A 17,615-nucleotide genomic window follows, 5' to 3' on the forward strand; every position below is an offset into this window, starting at 1 on the left:
TAAAAGTATGAGTGAATCGGGAACGGGGCGGATGTTGCTTTCTCATAATTTTGATATGCCGGAGGGTATTTTTCCCACTTTAAGTAGGGAAGAATTAACTCTGGTATTTGCTGAGGGTTTAAGTCAACATCCTGAGATTAAGTGTCGTCAATTAAATCATGCTCATTGGATGGTAGAAGTTTTATTTTCTACTGATGCTTTTTCTCCGCCTCAAGTGGGAGAATTTTGTGCTCAAGCTTTGGTGGATAAGCGGATGAGTCAGGGGAAAGCCGATGATTCTTTTCCTGATATTTTGATTTTAGCGGGATTGAAGAAGACTCCGCCATTGAGTAGCGATGCTGAGGCGTTGCAAACGGGAGAATGGGGGGTTGATGTGGTGGAAACTCCGTCTGCTGAGAGTTTTTTGATGGCGATGGGGTGGGAGGAGAAAACGGGGGGGAAAAGTATTGATGATGTTTTTAAGGTTGAAAGGAGAAAGGGGTAAAGGGTGAGTTAAGGTGCCAGGATATCTTTTTAATTGTTACTGTTTGTTATTCTTGAGACTCCGCCAATTTCTGGGGGGTGACAAAGAGGTCTACGAAATAGACTGTATAAGGGTTGCAGCCCGCATACCTTGTTGATAAAAGCGGCGTTTAGAAGGAGTTAACTTGCGTTTACTTTTCCACCTCCAAAGAATATTTTTCTAGATAATTAACCCACTTTTCTCCATCTAATCCAACACCAAATGTACTCCGTCTGCGATACTTTTTCTTGGGTTCTGTGTGACGAGATACATATTCTTGTACCTGCTTTTTTTCAGTTCATTATCTTGAAATATTGCCCAAGTGTACGCCAGTGTCATGAGCAGAATCATGTTAATAAGTCGGTTCCCTTTGAGGCTTGTTCCTTCAAGATCGTAGCCTCCTGTTTTACAGTATCGGAACATTTCTTCAATGCCCATCCGCTGCTTATAAGCATTGAGCGCTGCTCGCAATGAGCCTAAGTCCGTGAGAATAAACCAGGCTTCTTTAACTTGATATTTCCCATAGTTCCTTTTCCACTTACAAGCAAGCTCAAACCCGGTAGTAGGTAGAGTTTCCTCAGTTTTTTTCCTTGAACATATAAAGACGTTCCTGGTACTATTCCTAATTCATCCAACCGTTGCCAAACTATATGTTGTGTTTCGATACAAAGATTCTTTTTCAGTCTTAAGCAAAAAGACACACCCTTTTCCTTAAGCCTGTTTGCCAAATCAACAGAACTTGCATTCACGGTATCCTAAAACGATGAGTTTATATTCTGAAAATAATGGTAAAACTTGCTGTAAATTGGTAGTCTGTGACTCGAAGCTACTGTTCCCCAATTTTGGCAACAGTGACCAGTATAATGGAATTGCTCTTCGCTCCCAGATCGGGCTAACCATAAAGAGATTTATGCACCCCCATTGACTGCGGTCGATGGCGATTGATAAACGAGTACCAATGGGGCAATAAGTGGTCAACCAATAAGTAATTAAGGGGAACCAAATTAATGAGATAGTTAAGTTTGGTAAATCCAGAAATATTTGTAGTTTTCTACGCCGACTTTCCGTTGTAATTGGGTAAGGAAATACCCGTGCCTGTCGTTATAATCTCACTTGTTTTTCTGATTGGATCGCCCTGGGCAAAGTTGTCATTACAAGAAACTGAGCTGATGTCAGTTGTTTTTTTAAATGAGTCTGGTAAAATGTTGGTATCATTATTTTTGGGATAGGCAAGCGTGTAACAATTATGCTGCCTATCTTTTTTGATCGGCGGATTGGCTCAATCCTCACCACCTCTGGGTTTCAGGCTGGTTGTCACCCCCGCAGGCGATCGCTAATAACCTCAACTGATTGCGCCTCAATCTTTCACCGCTACATTAGATCGATCGCACACTTTTTATCCCTAGAAGGAAACACTAGGTATTTGTTCTTTTTCTTGATTGTGGCAATTACACTTGGATCACAATAAGATTACTCCTATCTGTTTGTTATGGAAATAGATCGCGTTCCATTTCTGAATCGCCTCCGGCGCACCATGTCCTCTGCGGAAGCTTGGGGCTTTAGTGTGGTTGGATATCTGATGTGGTTTACCTTAGCGCCGTCGGTGCAAGCAGAAATTGGCTCCGCATCCCTGTTGGTCTGGATTCCTGGTGCGATGGTCGGAATTCTGTTTAACCTTCAAGTTCAGAGTTTGGGCGAGAAATATCCAGATGTATCTGGGGGAACACCCAATTACATCACGCGACTGCTGCATCGTTACCCTGCCCTTTCCCGTTACTTGGGGATTGCCTACTACTTGGGGTGGGTTTCTTTTCCGGCCATTAATGCGATCGTCATCACAGATTTGATCCAATTTCATTTAGAACCGATGGGGCTGAATGTTCCAGAAAAAGTGTTTGAGATCGGTTTTACTGCGATATCTTACTTTTTAGCATTCAGCGGCACCCGTGCCGTCGCCATTCTGCACCTCTTTTTTATCTTTCCTTCGATCGGCTTTTTACTCCTCTTCTGCGTTCAGGGTTTAGGCTGGCTTGCCTTTTCCGCCCAAAGTCCCGGACTCTTGCCCAGCAGCATTGATGCCATGAGTGTCCATGACTGGCTGAAATGGTTCTTGTTTGCCGCTTATAGCTTCTATGGCTGTGACACAGCTTCATCCTTTGTAGCAGACAGTCTCCACCCAAAAGACACCCTCAAGGCGCTGTCTTGGGTTGCCTGGTTCATGCCTCTGGTGTTTGTGGGTGGCACTTTAGTGTTGGTGCAGTTGGCAACCGCTGTCGGTTTACAAGGCAATTTGTACGGCAATTTCTTGGTGGCTGCCAAGCCTTTCTGGGGAGACGCTGCCCCTGTCATCGTCACATTGCTGGTTGCGGCTAGCTGTTTGTTGGGATCTGCGACTAGCGTTTGCAATACGCCCCGCATCCTTTTTCAACTCGCGCAGGATGGGCTGTTGTCTCCAGTGTTTGGCGCAGTGTCCCGTCGGGGTGCCCTAGAACCCGCGCTGCTGCTAACCTTTATCTGTAGTTTAGGATTTTTAGTATGGGGCAACACCACTCGAATTGTCGTGGTGTCAGGGGTGAGTTTTTTCATTTCTATCATGGGGTTTCACTTGGGGCTGTGGATGCAGCGCAAGGATCCAGTCGTGCGTTGGGGGCGACTATCCTTAGCATTACTGGTGCTGGAGTTCATTTCCCTGGTGGTGGGTGGCGTTGCCTGGGGATGGATGGATTTTGGTATCGGGTTGCTGTTGCCGTTAGCACTGATAGCGCTCGACGCTGCAATTCGGCGGATTCCTTGGGAATCTTTGCATTTACCGTGGTGGAATCGACTCCATACCAAGCCAGTAACTCCTCCTAAAAATGAATACTTTGTGGTGCTTCAGGTCGCAATTTTGATTGCGCTGATTTGTGGTACAGCGACGATCAGTTGGCTGATTCGCTCCTGGCTGCGGGTAGAAGCCGGAACCAACAATCCCTATCTGCTAATTATTGTGTTGATGACGCTGGCATTTGTGGGAGTGGCAATTGCTTGCTGGACAAGTCTGCCCCAGGTTGCTGCGATCGAAGAACTAGCAATCTCCTCAACCGCGCAAGCTAAAGAACTGGAGACAACCCTAAACGAACTGAAAAAAGCTCAGATGCAAGTTATCCAAAGCGAAAAAATGTCAAGCTTGGGGCAGTTGGTTGCGGGAATTGCCCATGAAATCAATAACCCGGTCAACTTCATCCACGGTAATCTCACCCACCTAGACGAATATACCCAAAATTTGCTGCAGATGATAGAACTCTATCAACAGCGCCATCCCAGCAACGATCCAGACGTGCAAGCAATGGCAGAGGAAATCGATTTGGAATTCCTCACTGAAGATATCCAAAAGATAATTTCATCTATCAGGATAGGAACCGAGCGAATTCGCGGTATTGTCCTCTCGTTGCGAAACTTTTCTCGCATGGATGAAGCCGACTTCAAAAATGTTGATATTCACGAGGGAATTGAAAGTACATTGCTGATTTTGCAACACCGGCTCAAAGATAAACCAGAGTGTCCAGGCGTGGTAACGATCAAAGACTATGGCACTTTGCCCAAGGTGGAATGTTTCCCCGGACAACTCAATCAGGTATTCATGAATATATTGGTCAATGCCCTGGATGCCCTAGATGAGATGAATACTAAACGCTCCTATCGGGAGCTTAAAGACACCCCGAACCAGATTACGATTCGGACTTCTGCGATCGACCATCAATGGGTGGAGGTGGCGATCGCTGACAACGGAATCGGTATGCCAGACCCTGTGAAGCAGCGCATTTTTGACCCCTTTTTTACCACCAAAGCCATCGGTAAAGGTACGGGTTTGGGGATGTCGATTAGTTATCAAATCATTACTGAAAAACATCGCGGTAAAATTAAGTGTTTTTCTACACCTGGATCGGGTACTGAGTTTGTGATTCAGATCCCCATTCGGCAACAGCCAATTTCACCATTCCCGATCGCTGCTCAATCTTAACCACTTCGCATTCAGTGCAGCCCTCAAACAAAGCATCGTACAGAATTGAAGAGCGATCGCTCTACTGGTAATTTTAAATTAGGAATGAGAATTAAATAACTTCCACAAGATTGTGGGATGAGCCTGAAAGCCCGTCTTTTAAGGACGGGCTTTCAGGCCCATCCCACAATAACAATTAAAATTGTAAGTTATTTAATTCGCGATCCTTATTGAGTATTGCGATCGCGACCTAACGACTTGGTTCAGTGGCAGACCGCCCCGCAAGACCCCAAACCTACACGCAGAAACAGGGTGGGCTTTCCGCTGCACCTTCATTGTTCGGCGACTGTTGATAACTTCTACCTCATTGGAACGAGGTTAATTAATTGTGCCAAAGTGCATAAGTGCTGCGCGGATCGCGATGAACCACACCGCGAGCGTGGCAAATAGATAGAGGTAGAACCGAAGTATGATGAGATTGAATGTGCAATGAACAGCACTATGCAATGTGCGAAACACGACGAATACCCACGCGGCGTTCACATACACTGTATCCACCTGCTTCGTGACGAACAGGTACAGGACAAGCGCATAAAAAAGTACCGGAATCTCGAACAGGTTTTTTAGGTTATCCGATGGATTGGATACGCTTGGTGGCGAAATTTGTGCCAGTGTTCCCGGTACAGCAAGTTCTTTCGGGCTGAGCTTTCTACTGGTGATAAAACTGATACGGCGGATGTACATATACACCCATACGATGAATGTGAGAAACACTGTTGCAAAGAAGGGACTGAAGATTGTATCTTGCGTCATTTCTACCTCTCAAATTTGATTGTTCTGATAGTTGCTGGACGAGAAAGTGGACGATATGCGATGTACAAGGCTTGAAGAAACATAGACTAACGTAAATCCAATTAGAGGATGGAGTATCTCTAGGTGAAGAGCAGTTTTGAGATGAATGCTAGAAAATTGTAGTCCAAGCAGGATTGGCAAACTGGCGGCGAGATGTCGTATTCTGCGCGAGAATGGGGCGATAAACGACCATCCCAGCAATACTAATGACAGTCCACTGTACCCTCGCACGAACCAAACATGAATATTCCACCATGCAGGATTATTGAAGTAGGCAACTCCAACCGTCAATAACTGAGCAATCAAGCAGACATTAAAGATGATTGAAGTCACATAAAAGCCGCTAGGCATCCAAGGTGTAGGAGCGCCGTCGATTTCCAAATCTGTTATCATGTCAAGTTGTTTTTGAGATTGTAAGGGTAATATAAACTGAGTATTGCCATGCTTCCAGACCTCGATCGGGTACTCTTTTTGACAATCAAGCAATTTGGTTGCAAGCCCCCGGATTCATCTCGCGCAAGTCAATTCTAAAATCTAAAATCTAAAATCTAAAATAGGTTGACACCATGAGCATGACAAGTCCCTTGCAGCTTTTATTTGAAGCGATCGAGCAGGTGAAGGACGAACAAGAGCTGCGATCGCAAATCGTGCCCAAAATCGGTGAGTATTTTGCAGCTAAAAGATCGGGAATCTTTTTCTTCGATGGACTTCCTTTAGCCGATAGCAATTTTCAGAAAACATTGAAAGTGGCGCTATCGATCGAGCACAATCCTGTTGCACGTTATTTAGTGGAGCGCCATGCTCCTGTCCATGAAGCATTAGTGACATCATCACCCAAGGTTTGGACAATAATTTGTCCCCGCCCCGATCATTGGCACGTGATGGCGGGGCCGATTGTCAGCCGTTGTCAATTAATGGGTGTAGTGGGTTGTACGCGCGATCGCTCAATGCCCGCTTTCGATACAGAAAATCTAGCTGATTTGAGTGCGATCTGTTTGCATTTGTCTGTTTGGGCTGCAACAGTAGGCGCGGCGAAGCTATCCGGTAGGGAATCGCAACACCAACCTTTGAAGACTTCACGCCTAACGCCTCGTGAATTGCAAATTGCCGAATTGGTTGCTTTGGGGCGAACCAACGCAGGAATCGGGAGGGAACTTTGGATTACTGAGAATTCAGTGAAGCAAGCTTTGAAGCGAATGTTCCGCAAGCTTGAGGTTTCGTCGCGTGCAGAAATGGTTGCACAGCTTTCGGCGACAAAATATAATTTGCCAAGGGTGAAAAAGAACGCACTCTTGGCAGAACAATAACGCTAGAAACTAAAAGGGCGATCGTACTTAATAGAAGGGCGATCGACCCACAGGTAATTTTGAGGTATTGGGTATTGAGTATTGCGAGCGCTCTTCGGCGCGACTCGGTTCTGGGGCTTCCAGAAAACGAAAGCAACCTCACACTTGGTTTTGCTCAGTCCACTTCACGAGATTTTTCGGCTGATGATACTGTAGTTGTGGTCTAACACTTCGATCAAACTCCTTTACCGCATACTCATTTTGTTTCTCAAACCAAACTTTAAATTGCTTGAGAGCCAAAGTTTCCCTGATTTGTCTGTCAAAAAAAATAGAAAACCCCCAAACCTAATTTTTAAAAGATTTTGGGGGTTTTCTACCTAAATCCAGTTTAAATCACAACTTGCTCGGCTCGATCGCCGGAGCTCTCAAAGACACAGTTTTATCCGCAGCAGCCTTAGCCACAAGCGACGGCACAGAATCGCGCAACTTTACAGTCAACTGTACAGTCGTCGCATCGTAAACCTGAGTCAACATCTTAGGATACAAACCAATACCGATAATCGGCACCAACAGCGAAGCAATGATAAACACTTCTCGCGGTTCCGCATCCACCAATTCCTCGCGATCCGACAATTCCTTATTCTCAGGCCCGTAGAAGATTTCACGCAGCATCGACAGCAGATAAATCGGAGTCAAAATCACCCCGACAGCAGCTAGAAATACCACACAAACCTTAAAGACTGGATTGTAAGCATCGCTGGTTGCAAAACCTACAAACACCATCAATTCTGCTACAAAACCGCTCATTCCCGGCAAAGCCAAAGAAGCCATAGAACAAGCAGTCCACATGGCAAAAACCTTACGCATTTTCTGTCCGACACCGCCCATTTCATCGAGCATGAGCGTGTGAGTGCGATCGTAAGTGCAGCCCACCATAAAGAACAAACTCGCCCCAATTAAACCGTGGGAAACCATTTGCAGCATTGCACCGCTCATTCCCAAATCGGTAAACGAAGCGATCCCAATCAGCACAAACCCCATGTGCGAAATCGAAGAATAAGCAATTTTCCGCTTCAAATTGCGCTGAGCAAAAGAAGTTAAGGCGGCGTAAACAATGTTAACCACACCCAAAATTACCAAGATGGGTGCGAAGGTAGCGTGAGCATCCGGGAGCATTCCCGCATTCATCCGCAGCAAAGCGTAACCGCCCATTTTTAGCAGAATTCCTGCTAGCAACATATGGGCGGGTGCGGTTGCTTCGCCGTGAGCGTCAGGGAGCCAAGTGTGCAGCGGAAAAATCGGCAGTTTGACACCGTAAGCTATTAAGAAACCTGTGTACAGGAGCAATTCTACATTGGGGGCGTAATCTTTAGCTGCGATCGCCCGCATATCGAAAGTCACCGTATCGCCGTAAAACGCCATCGTCAGCGCGCCCAGCAAAATAAACAGCGAACCGCCTGCGGTGTACAGGATAAACTTAGTTGCTGCGTAGAGACGCTTCTTGCCGCCCCAGATGGACAAAATCAGGTAAATCGGGACTAATTCCAGTTCCCAAACCAGGAAAAACAGCAACATATCCTGCACGGCAAAAACTGCGATTTGGCCGCCGTACATTGTCAGCATCAAAAAGTAAAAAAGCTTCGGTTTAAAGGTGACAGGCCAAGCAGCTAAAGTAGCCAGAGTAGTAATAAAACCAGTCAGCAAAATCAGAGGCATCGACAAACCGTCAGCACCCACCGACCAATTCAAATCGAGTTGCTGTACCCAAGTATAGCTTTCTACCAGTTGCAAATCTGGATTGCTGAAGTCGTACTGAGTGTAAAAAGCGTAAACAAGTAAGGCAAAATCGATTAAACCCACAATTAGGGCATACCACCGCACCGTCTTGCCATCCTTATCGGGAATTAAAGGAATCAGCAAGGACGCAGCAATGGGAAACAGAATTGTTGTTGTTAACCAGGGAAAGTTAGCTGTATCCATTGCGTTTTAAAATGATCCATCAGTTATTAGGTTTAAACACATTTTGCCAATTTTAGCCTAAATTTTATACTTTCTTTAGACGGAACATTTTTTTTTCTCTTATTTGGACAAATTATGCGATCGCAACAGTGAAGTTTAATTAAATATTTATTTTTATTTGCTAATTGTCAATTGTGAGTTTTTGAGCTAATACCCGTTCTTAAAATATCTTCTGGTGGGAAATGGCATTGCCCATTGGTGTCAACTTAAGCCGATCGTCTGCAATTGGGCGAGTCCGCCAGGGGTTGAAAGCCACGGGGCTTTTAGCGAAAGTCCTCGCTATGAGGACTAATAGATATCTCCAAAAAAGCCAGTATTGAACTGGCTTTTCGGCCTGTTCCACAAGAAGAGGTTTAAGGAGTTCTTCAGTCCTCATAGCGAGGACTTTAGCTTTGAGACAGGGAATTCATTCCCTGTCGGACTGTCGGACTATCGGTTTTACCTATTTGTTGACAGTAATGGACAATGCCGTTTCCCTAAAGATTTAACCGACTCCAGAAACGATCGCAAAACCCAGAACTGCGACAAACACAATCAAGGCATAAAATTGAGCGCGACCGCTCTCAAAGTATTTCAAACCTTCGCCGCTAACCAGGGTGAGAAACCCTGTTAAGTTGACGACACCATCGACGACTCGCAAATCAACTTCCATGACTTGCCGCGCTAAACGGCGACTGCCTTTGACAAAAAGAAAATCGTTGATATCGTCGAGATACCACTTGTTGAGGGAGAACTCGTAAAGCGGTTTGATTTTTTGGGCGATCGCACTTGCGTCAATTTTACGGCTCAAATACATCAGAGAAGCCAAAGTAATGCCCAGCAAAGCAATACCTACAGAGCTTCCGCCCATAATCAAAAATTCCGTCAAATTGAACTCAGCAGCGTGTTCCAAAACTTCTTCCAGAGACTCCCCTGGCGCGCGAACAAACTGCTCGAAATAATTGGCAAACGGCGTACCGAGAAAACCGATAAACACAGAAGGTACTGCCAGCAACACTAACGGCAGAGCCATTGTCAGAGGAGATTCGTGAGGCAAATGGTCGTGCTCATCGTGACTGTCGCCAGTTGATGCCAATTCCTTAACGTTCATCGCCCCAGGGCCGAAAACCAAACCGGGTTGCAGAAGTTGCTGTTTGATAGCGTTGTTATTGCCCCGGAATTCGCCCTCAAAGGTGCTGAAATACATCCGAAACATATAAAACGCGGTCATCCCGGCCGTCAGCCAGCTAACAGCCCACAAAGCGGGATTTGCGGAGAAGGCGCTGGCGAGGATTTCGTCTTTTGACCAAAAACCAGCAAACGGAGGAATTCCGCAGATTGCCAAATTTCCGATTAAAAAGCAAGAAGCGGTAATCGGCATATATTTCCGCAAGCCGCCCATGACTCGCATATCTTGAGCGAGTGCGGGGTTGTGGCCTACAACTGCTTCCATCCCGTGAATCACTGAACCTGAACACAGGAACAGCATTGCTTTGAAATAAGCGTGAGTCATCAAGTGGAAAAGTCCGGCACTGTAAGCGCCGACGCCCATTGCCATCACCATGTAGCCGAGTTGGGAGATGGTGGAGTAGGCGAGGCCTTTTTTGATGTCATTTTGGGTAATCGCGATCGAAGCACCCATAAATGCCGTAAAACAGCCGGTGCAGGCGATCAAATTCATGACTGCCGGCAGCCCTTCAAACACCGGGTACATCCGAGCGATCAGGAATACGCCGGCGGCTACCATTGTCGCCGCGTGGATTAAGGCCGAAATCGGTGTCGGGCCTTCCATTGCGTCTGGAAGCCAGACGTGGAGGGGGAATTGAGCAGATTTGGCTGCTGGCCCCAAAAATATGAGGACGCCGAAGATTGTCGCCAGAGTCGCCGAAAGAGCACCGGATTCTACTAAGGAGTGCAGGCGTTCGCCCATCACTTCAAATTCAAAGCTGCCGGTGGCCCAGTAAATGCCGAGGATGCCCAGCAGTAGGCCGAAGTCGCCGACGCGGTTGGTGACAAAAGCTTTTTGGCAAGCGTCAGCAGCGGGTTTGCGATCGTACCAAAATCCGACTAGCAGGTACGAACACATACCTACGAGTTCCCAGAAAATGTAAATCTGAACGATGTTCGGGCTGACTACGAGACCCAACATCGAGGCGCTGAAGATGCTCAGGTAGGCGTAAAAGCGCACGTACCCGTCATCGTGAGCCATGTAGCCGTCGGTGTAAATCATCACCAAAAAGGCGACCGTAGTGACGATCGCCAGCATCACCGCCGTCAGCGGGTCGATGATATAGCCCATATTCAGCGAGAAGTTGCCAGCAGAAGCCCACTGAATACTGCGGGTGTAGGGTGCGTGGCCCTGTAGTTGACTCCACAGCAATGCGAAAGAGAGTACCATTGACCCTCCGAGTGCGGACACGATTAATATCGCATTCGCTTGTCGGAGTTTGTTGGTTGCCTGATTAAAGGTGATTAAGCCTAGACCTACTAGCATTGCGCCTGCCAGCGGCAGCACAGGAATCAGCCAAGCGTATTGATAAAGCAGTTCCATGACTGATAGGTAGTTTAAAGTTTCTACTAGATATTGCCACAATTGTTTACAAATTGTGGCACAAGCCTGCGCGACTGAGCCAAAATACTCGATCCAATTCTTTAAGTATTGCTATACCCGAGTGCAATCGCTAGCGAGACGATCGTACTACTTTTTTTATCGCCAGACGATTACACTAAAGGCCGAAAATTATTATTCCGGTGAAAACGGAAACTATACGACAAATCTCACAGTCCTGTGCGTTCAAGACGGCGAGATTTATTTTGGTGTCAGATGCTTGATGGACAAATGGGGAAAGCCTTCTGCTTTCTACATAAAAGCCGAAGGCCTTCTCAACAAGAGCCGAATGCCTTGGAACCGTTACCTGTTGGCTACTTCCTGAAGTTGCAGCCGTTGAGATGGGGAAGCTGCGTGAGCGGCCAGCATCCAGGCATCGAGAGTCCGCCGCAGTTCCTCGCGCCCTTGGTAGTCTTCAAATCTAAATCGAACTTTATCGCCCTCAAACAAAATCAGCGTGGGCAGACTTGTCAGCCGATAAGTGTGGGCCAACTTGAAACATTGATCGGCATTCACCCCTACGAGCTTGACTTTTTCTGCCCACTGTGCTTCAAAAGTCTTAAGCGTGGGGTCGATCGCGCGGCACAAACCGCACCAAGGAGCCGAAAAGTGAACTAAAACGGGGGTAGAGGCTTGAAAAACCTCTTGTGCAAAAGTGCGTTCGCTAACCGACAACACCATGAGCCCTCAAAATTTAATAATTTTTTTTCTATCCTAGGGATCATGCTACCAGTATATGTTCCTAGTGACACGCATCAAAAAAGGATGAATTTCCCACAGCAGGCCCGTAAAAATGACTACACCTAGGTAAGAAGGGCGCAGAAACTCAAGCAAATCAAGGGTTTGACGCTTTTGTAGGATTGCCAAAAAAGGCATGATTGAGGTTCGAGATTTGATGGTTTCAAAGGATTCTCCAAAACGCGCCTGAAGTCGTCTGTCGCCGTGCCACACTCCGAACAGGTGGTGAAGTACCAAACCGATGGAAGTGACGAGGGTAAAGCTAGTGCCAATCCACAGGGTGTGGGCCACGCACCAAATCAGTTGTCCCACCATTTGCGGGTGACGGGTGATGCGAATGATGCCAGTTTCGTAGAGGTGAACTTGGGGCTTTTGGACGGCGGCAATTTCTAGGAGGTTGAAAGTTGCTGGGTACAGAAACAGAAAGGAAATTGCCGAAAGTATCCAAACAGCAGGTTTAACTCCGGGTAATCCCTGTACTTGCCAAAGCTGCACGCCGTCGTAGCGGTGGTTGAAAAAGTAGACAATCAGAATTACGGCTAGCGGCAAACTGACAAGGGCAAACAAAACGCGGTAAAGTCTCGGCCCGATCAGCTTTTCACCTTTGGGCCGGAGTGCTGCTAAACCGCTGTGGGCGATCGCAAAAACCAGTAACAAGCCCAGAATAACTAAGTGGGAGTCGAGCGCCAAGTCGATCGTCATTGCAAATATTAAGAAAAGTTATTGATTCTCGGCCAATTTGTGTCACAAAGTATCTATGGGAGCATTCAGCGGTTATCAGTCAGTTAACTGTTCACTGTTCGCTGTTGACTGTTGACTGTTCGCTGTTCGCTGTTGACTGTTCGCTGTTGACTGTTCGCTGGAAAGCTGTTCGCTGCCTACAGTCAACCGTCAACCGTCAACTGACAACTGACAACTGACAACTGACAATTTAGATATATGTCTGACCTTCCTTTCACTTTAGACCAGTTACGCATTCTCAAGGCGATCGCCTCTGAAGGAAGCTTCAAACGCGCTGCGGACAGCCTCTATGTATCCCAGCCAGCAGTTAGCTTGCAGGTGCAAAACTTAGAGAGACAATTGGACGTGCCGCTGTTTGACCGGGGGGGGCGGCGGGCGCAACTAACCGAAGCCGGACACCTGCTGCTGAGTTACGGCGAGAAAATTTTATCGCTTTGCCAGGAAACTTGTCGAGCTCTGGAAGACTTGCAAAATCTCCAAGGCGGTACTTTGATCGTCGGCGCTTCTCAAACAACGGGGACGTATTTGCTGCCCCGGATGATTGGGATGTTTCGCCAAAAGTACCCGGATGTAGCAGTACAGCTTCACGTTCACTCGACCCGCCGCACGGCGTGGAGTGTGGCAAACGGGCAAATCGATTTGGCAATTGTTGGCGGAGAAATTCCTACCGAACTTGTAGAAGCTTTAGAAATTGTTCCTTACGCTGAGGACGAACTGGCTCTGATTCTCCCTCCATCTCACCCGATGGTAGAACAAGAAACTATCCAAAAAGAAGACCTTTACAAATTGCAGTTTATATCCCTCGATTCGCAGTCTACAATCCGCAAAGTAATCGATCAGGTACTGACTCGCTGCGGCATTGACACGCGCCGCTTGAAAATAGAGATGGAACTAAATTCGATCGAAGCCATTAAAAATGCCGTTCAGTCGGGGCTGGGAGCTGCTTTTGTCTCGGTTTCGGCGATCGAAAAAGAGTTGCTCATGGGCGTCTTGCACAAATCTCAAATGGACGAAGTTTTAGTAACTCGCATTTTGTCGCTGATTTACAACCCCAACCGCTACCGTTCTAAAGCAGCAGAGGCTTTCAGCAATGAAATTTTGCCTTCCTTTGCTACTTATTCGACCATCCTGGAGAAGAAAGAACCCCCGGCTCTCGATTTGGGCTTCATAGAAATAGCAACTCCCAACTCGGCGGGAAGTTAATCTCTTAGGTCGCTGGCAGTTAGCAGTTCGCGGTGAGTTGAGAAATCGAAATCTGGTTTAACCATCACTTTTTCTTCGTTCTTCCCTTTTCCTTTTTTCCTCTTCCTTCTTCCCTCTTCTTAGCAAACAAAAATGGAAGTTTACTGCACCCGCCCGGGCTGCCCGCGCCCTCAAAACTCTTTTCCCGACCTCGATGACAGTTCGCTGCTCAAAACCGTGCAGCAAAAGTTTTGCACGACTTGCGGAATGCCCCTGATTTTGAGCGGGCGCTATTTGCCCGTGAGGTTGTTGGGTCAAGGCGGTTTTGGGGCGGCATTTTTGGCCAGAGACCGCTATACTCCCGCGATGCGGCAGTGCGTTGCTAAACTTTTGCAGCCGTCGGTAAGTCTGACTCCGCCCCAGCTAAAAATCGCTCAAACTCTGTTTGAACGGGAAGCGGCGGTGCTGGAAGAACTGGGAAACGAACATTCCCAAATTCCGAGTTTGCTGGCGTTTTTTGAGCTGACTGTTACGAGTTTGCAGCCGGGAAAAAACGATCAGTTTTTCTATCTGGTTCAAGAATTTATTGACGGTAAAAATTTGGAGGATGAACAGGCTGTTAAAGGCCGATTTTCGGAGGCGGAAACGGTGGAGGTGCTGCGGGAAATTTTGAAGGTTCTCGATTTTGTGCACTCTCGCGGTTCGATTCACCGGGATATTAAACCTGCTAATATTATGCGGGGTAAAAACGGTCGGCTTTATTTATTAGATTTTGGGGCTGTTAAACAAGTAACACAAAGTGTTGGGAGTGCAAAAGCTTCGACTGGTATTTATTCTTTGGGTTACGCTCCCCCAGAACAGATGAGCGGGCAAGAAGTTTATCCGGCAACGGATTTGTATGCTTTGGCTGTGACTTGCATTACTTTGCTGAGCGGTTTGCAGCCGACGGAGCTGTTTGATAGTTACAGAAACGAATGGAATTGGCATTCGCGGGTGCAGGTAAGTTCGCGTTTGGCTCATGTTCTCGATCGAATGTTATTATCAGCTCCCAGCCAGCGGTTTCAATCTGCGAGTGAGGTGGAGGCGGCTTTGAAATACAATTCTCAACAGCCTGCGAGGGTCGTGACACCGCCGACAGTCAGGACTCCGACTCCCCTACCGACTCAGCAGCTACCGCCGACTCAGCAGCCTCCTATGCCTGTTCCTGCAACTCCTCCGTCTGGCCTGCAACCTTCGCCGAGAAGGACTTTTTCGATTTGGGAGGTTTTGTCCGGGGCGGCGTTTACGGGTTTTGAGGCGGGGGTGCTGGCGATTGCCCTGACGAGTTTGCTGCCCTCTCCTGGTTTGAGTATCGGATTGTTGGGTACGATCGTGGCGGGTTTGATTTACGGCCAGTACCGCAGGGCGATCGAACAAACTGAGATGTTGATTATTGGTGCAGGTACTGTGGCTTTGCTGTGGTTTTTCCCGGTTTTACAGACGGCTGCAGGTGCAATTTATCCGAATTCTCCGATCGCTGGCGTGTTGTTTGTGGGATGGTTGGGTGCTTTGGGTGCGATCGCTGGAACAGCTATTTTTAGGTTGATTTATAAGTTGCTTTCAAACGTTTTTTAACTTGCACCACTGTCAGCAACAGGCTTTTCGGCCTGTTCCACAAAGAGTTAATTTATTGTGGGATGGGCATAGAGATCGCAACAGGCTTTTCGGCCTGTTCCACAAAGAGTTAATTTATTGTGGGATGGGCATCCTGCCCGTCCATAAAAAGGTTAATAAATCGATGCAAAATCAGAAGTTGATTAACCCTAATTGGGTGATTGCTTGGGGCCCAGAAGCCCGATCGCACCCTGCAACTTGGGAAACGTCCGGTTTTGCCATCATCGGATCTCAACCCACCTTCAGCCCGGATCGGCGATTTGTGCTGGTAGGCGACTGCTGCTTCGATCGCACTTTGCTAGTCAAACAACAAATGGATACTGAGGGATTGACCGATTTGGCGATCGTCGGACAGTTATGGGAAACATCCGGCCCTCAAACTTTGAGCTTATTGGAAGGACAATTTGCCGTTGCTGTGTGGGATAGAGAGGAGAAAACCTTGTGTCTGGGGCGCGATCGCGTGGGAGCAAAAACGCTGTATTACACTCGCACGGGAACGACTCGCTGGATTGCACCTCGACTGCGATCGCTCAATCCGTATCACGATCGCACACTCGATTTGGTTGCTTTGCGCGACTATTTGTGCTGTGCTTTTGTACCCGGATCGCAAACGCTGTGGGAAGCGGTGCGAGAGTTGCGGCCCGGTAGCTACTTGTATTTACCGGATGTTAAGGCGCAAAGATACTGGGAACCGCAGGAGCAAATTACTAATGCCGATCGCCCTTTGGAATGGCACAGTCAACAAGTGCGATCGCTTTTGGAACAACTGGTGCAGTCAGCGCTACCAGCGGCAGAACCAGTCGCAGCATATCTTTCGGGCGGTATTGATTCAAGTTGCGTGACGGCGATCGCCGCAAGGCTGCACGATCGCCCGGTACACACTTTTTCGATGCACTTTGGCGCTCAATATCCCAGCGAGATTGAATTTGCCAACCTCGTTGCGGCACATTGCGGCACGGAGCACCATATTTTAGAGGTTTCGCCAAAGCAAATTTGGGAGTTGCTACCGGAAACGCTGGCTGCTATGGACGATCCGGTGGGGGAAGGCTTGACGGTTCCCAATTTGCTGCTGGGGCGATCGGCAAAGCAATTCGCAGGCGTGGTACTCAATGGCGAAGGTGGCGATCCGTGCTTTGGCGGGCCGAAAAATAAGCCGATGTTGCTCAACAGTTTGTATGGTTCGATTCAGGGTAAACCAGATCCGATCGCAGCTTACTTGACTTCGTTTCAAAAATGCTATGTGGATTTGCCACGTTTGCTGAAGCCGGAGGTTTGGGAAAAGGTGAAGAGTGCGCCTTCCGTCTTTGCTGAGGAATTGCAACAGACAGAAACGACGTTTTTGAATCGGCTGATGCGGCTCAACATTGAGTTTAAAGGAGCCGATTACATTTTGACCAAGGTGAATAATCTCACGGCTGCGGCGGGACTAAAAGCTCGATCGCCCCTATTCGATGCGCGGATGGTGGCGCTGAGTTTGCAAATCCCTCCAGAATACAAGCTTTCGGGGGCGCAGGAAAAAGCGGTTCTCAAGGCTGCTGTGGCGGATTTGCTGCCCGATGTCATTGTTAACCGTCCGAAAAGTGGCATGGTGATGTCGATGCAGCAGTGGTTTTTGAGGGATTGGCAGCGGCAAGCGCGATCGTTGTTGCTGAATCGTCATGCGGCGATCGCGCCTTATCTCGATCGAACACTAATCCGCGAGTGGCTAAACTATCGTGGGGAAGTTTTTCCCCGCTATGGGCTGAAGCTGTGGCTGCTGGTGACGCTGGAAATTTGGTTACAAGTAAATCGCCGTTAGGATGGCGAATTAAATAACTTACAATTTTAATTGTTATTGTGGGATGGGCCTGAAAGCCCGTCTTTTTTGGACGGGCCCGACGCTTATCCCACTTTCAAGAGTGGAATTTATTTATACCAATTTTAAAAAAGAATACTGTTGCATTATTTTTTGAAATTGGTATAAAATCTAAAATCTAAAATCTAAAATCTAAAATCGAATGACCCCCTAATTTCTCGATCGACAGCGGCATTTTCCCTATGCGGTTTTCGCTCTTGTTTATAGAACTGAATTAAACC

Annotated in this window: 12 protein-coding genes; 6 read left to right on the plus strand and 6 right to left on the minus strand. The window is 47.4% G+C overall.

Going from position 1 to position 17,615, the window contains the following annotated elements; genetic code table 11:
- Positions 1 to 7 precede the first annotated feature (7 nt).
- On the plus strand, positions 8 to 484 hold the full coding sequence (locus tag QUA50_RS13745) for a DUF2656 domain-containing protein (protein WP_333264704.1): 477 nt from the start codon (positions 8 to 10) through the stop codon (positions 482 to 484).
- A gap of 1,507 nt (positions 485 to 1,991) precedes the next feature.
- A complete protein-coding gene (locus tag QUA50_RS13750; protein WP_333264705.1) occupies positions 1,992 to 4,502 on the plus strand; it encodes an ATP-binding protein in 2,511 nt (836 codons plus the stop codon).
- Between the two features lie 357 nt (positions 4,503 to 4,859).
- Here the strand turns inward: QUA50_RS13750 and QUA50_RS13755 are convergent, their stop codons facing one another.
- Positions 4,860 to 5,294 (minus strand): MAPEG family protein, encoded by a 435-nt coding sequence (locus tag QUA50_RS13755; protein WP_333209215.1) that lies wholly within the window; start codon positions 5,292 to 5,294, stop codon positions 4,860 to 4,862.
- Positions 5,295 to 5,303: 9 nt separating this feature from the next.
- Positions 5,304 to 5,726 (minus strand): DUF6220 domain-containing protein, encoded by a 423-nt coding sequence (locus tag QUA50_RS13760; protein ID WP_333264706.1) that lies wholly within the window; start codon positions 5,724 to 5,726, stop codon positions 5,304 to 5,306.
- 173 nt (positions 5,727 to 5,899) lie between these two features.
- On the opposite strand from QUA50_RS13760, the gene QUA50_RS13765 reads away from it, so the two are divergent.
- Complete coding sequence (locus QUA50_RS13765; RefSeq protein WP_333264707.1) at positions 5,900 to 6,640, plus strand: LuxR C-terminal-related transcriptional regulator; 741 nt, start codon at positions 5,900 to 5,902, stop codon at positions 6,638 to 6,640.
- Positions 6,641 to 7,012: 372 nt separating this feature from the next.
- Here QUA50_RS13765 and QUA50_RS13770 read toward each other — a convergent pair whose 3' ends face one another.
- The 4 genes from QUA50_RS13770 to QUA50_RS13785 form a co-directional block, all read right to left on the minus strand.
- The gene (locus tag QUA50_RS13770) at positions 7,013 to 8,599 is read right to left on the minus strand and encodes an NAD(P)H-quinone oxidoreductase subunit 4 (RefSeq protein ID WP_445243163.1); all 1,587 of its coding nucleotides are present in this window, start codon (positions 8,597 to 8,599) and stop codon (positions 7,013 to 7,015) included.
- Positions 8,600 to 9,122: 523 nt separating this feature from the next.
- Entirely contained in the window at positions 9,123 to 11,168 is a 2,046-nt protein-coding gene (locus QUA50_RS13775) for an NAD(P)H-quinone oxidoreductase subunit 5 (protein WP_333264736.1), read from the minus strand.
- A gap of 360 nt (positions 11,169 to 11,528) precedes the next feature.
- Positions 11,529 to 11,906 carry a thioredoxin family protein gene (locus QUA50_RS13780; RefSeq protein ID WP_333264708.1) on the minus strand — a complete coding sequence of 126 codons (378 nt, stop codon included), beginning with the start codon at positions 11,904 to 11,906 and terminating at the stop codon, positions 11,529 to 11,531.
- A 45-nt stretch (positions 11,907 to 11,951) separates the two neighbouring features.
- Positions 11,952 to 12,665: an NnrU family protein gene (locus tag QUA50_RS13785; protein WP_333264709.1), complete on the minus strand. Its 714-nt coding sequence runs from the start codon at positions 12,663 to 12,665 to the stop codon at positions 11,952 to 11,954.
- A 237-nt stretch (positions 12,666 to 12,902) separates the two neighbouring features.
- On the opposite strand from QUA50_RS13785, the gene QUA50_RS13790 reads away from it, so the two are divergent.
- The 3 genes from QUA50_RS13790 to QUA50_RS13800 all read left to right on the plus strand — a co-directional run bounded on the left by QUA50_RS13790 (position 12,903) and on the right by QUA50_RS13800 (position 17,337).
- Positions 12,903 to 13,907: a LysR family transcriptional regulator gene (locus QUA50_RS13790; RefSeq protein ID WP_333264710.1), complete on the plus strand. Its 1,005-nt coding sequence runs from the start codon at positions 12,903 to 12,905 to the stop codon at positions 13,905 to 13,907.
- A gap of 132 nt (positions 13,908 to 14,039) precedes the next feature.
- Positions 14,040 to 15,500, plus strand: a complete 1,461-nt coding sequence (locus QUA50_RS13795) for a serine/threonine-protein kinase (RefSeq protein ID WP_333264711.1) — start codon at positions 14,040 to 14,042, stop codon at positions 15,498 to 15,500.
- Positions 15,501 to 15,663: 163 nt separating this feature from the next.
- Positions 15,664 to 17,337, plus strand: a complete 1,674-nt coding sequence (locus QUA50_RS13800; protein ID WP_333264712.1) for an asparagine synthase-related protein — start codon at positions 15,664 to 15,666, stop codon at positions 17,335 to 17,337.
- Positions 17,338 to 17,615: the final 278 nt, after the last annotated feature.

The sequence above is a fragment of the Microcoleus sp. M2_D5 genome, assembly GCF_036701935.1.
Classification (GTDB): domain Bacteria; phylum Cyanobacteriota; class Cyanobacteriia; order Cyanobacteriales; family Microcoleaceae; genus Microcoleus.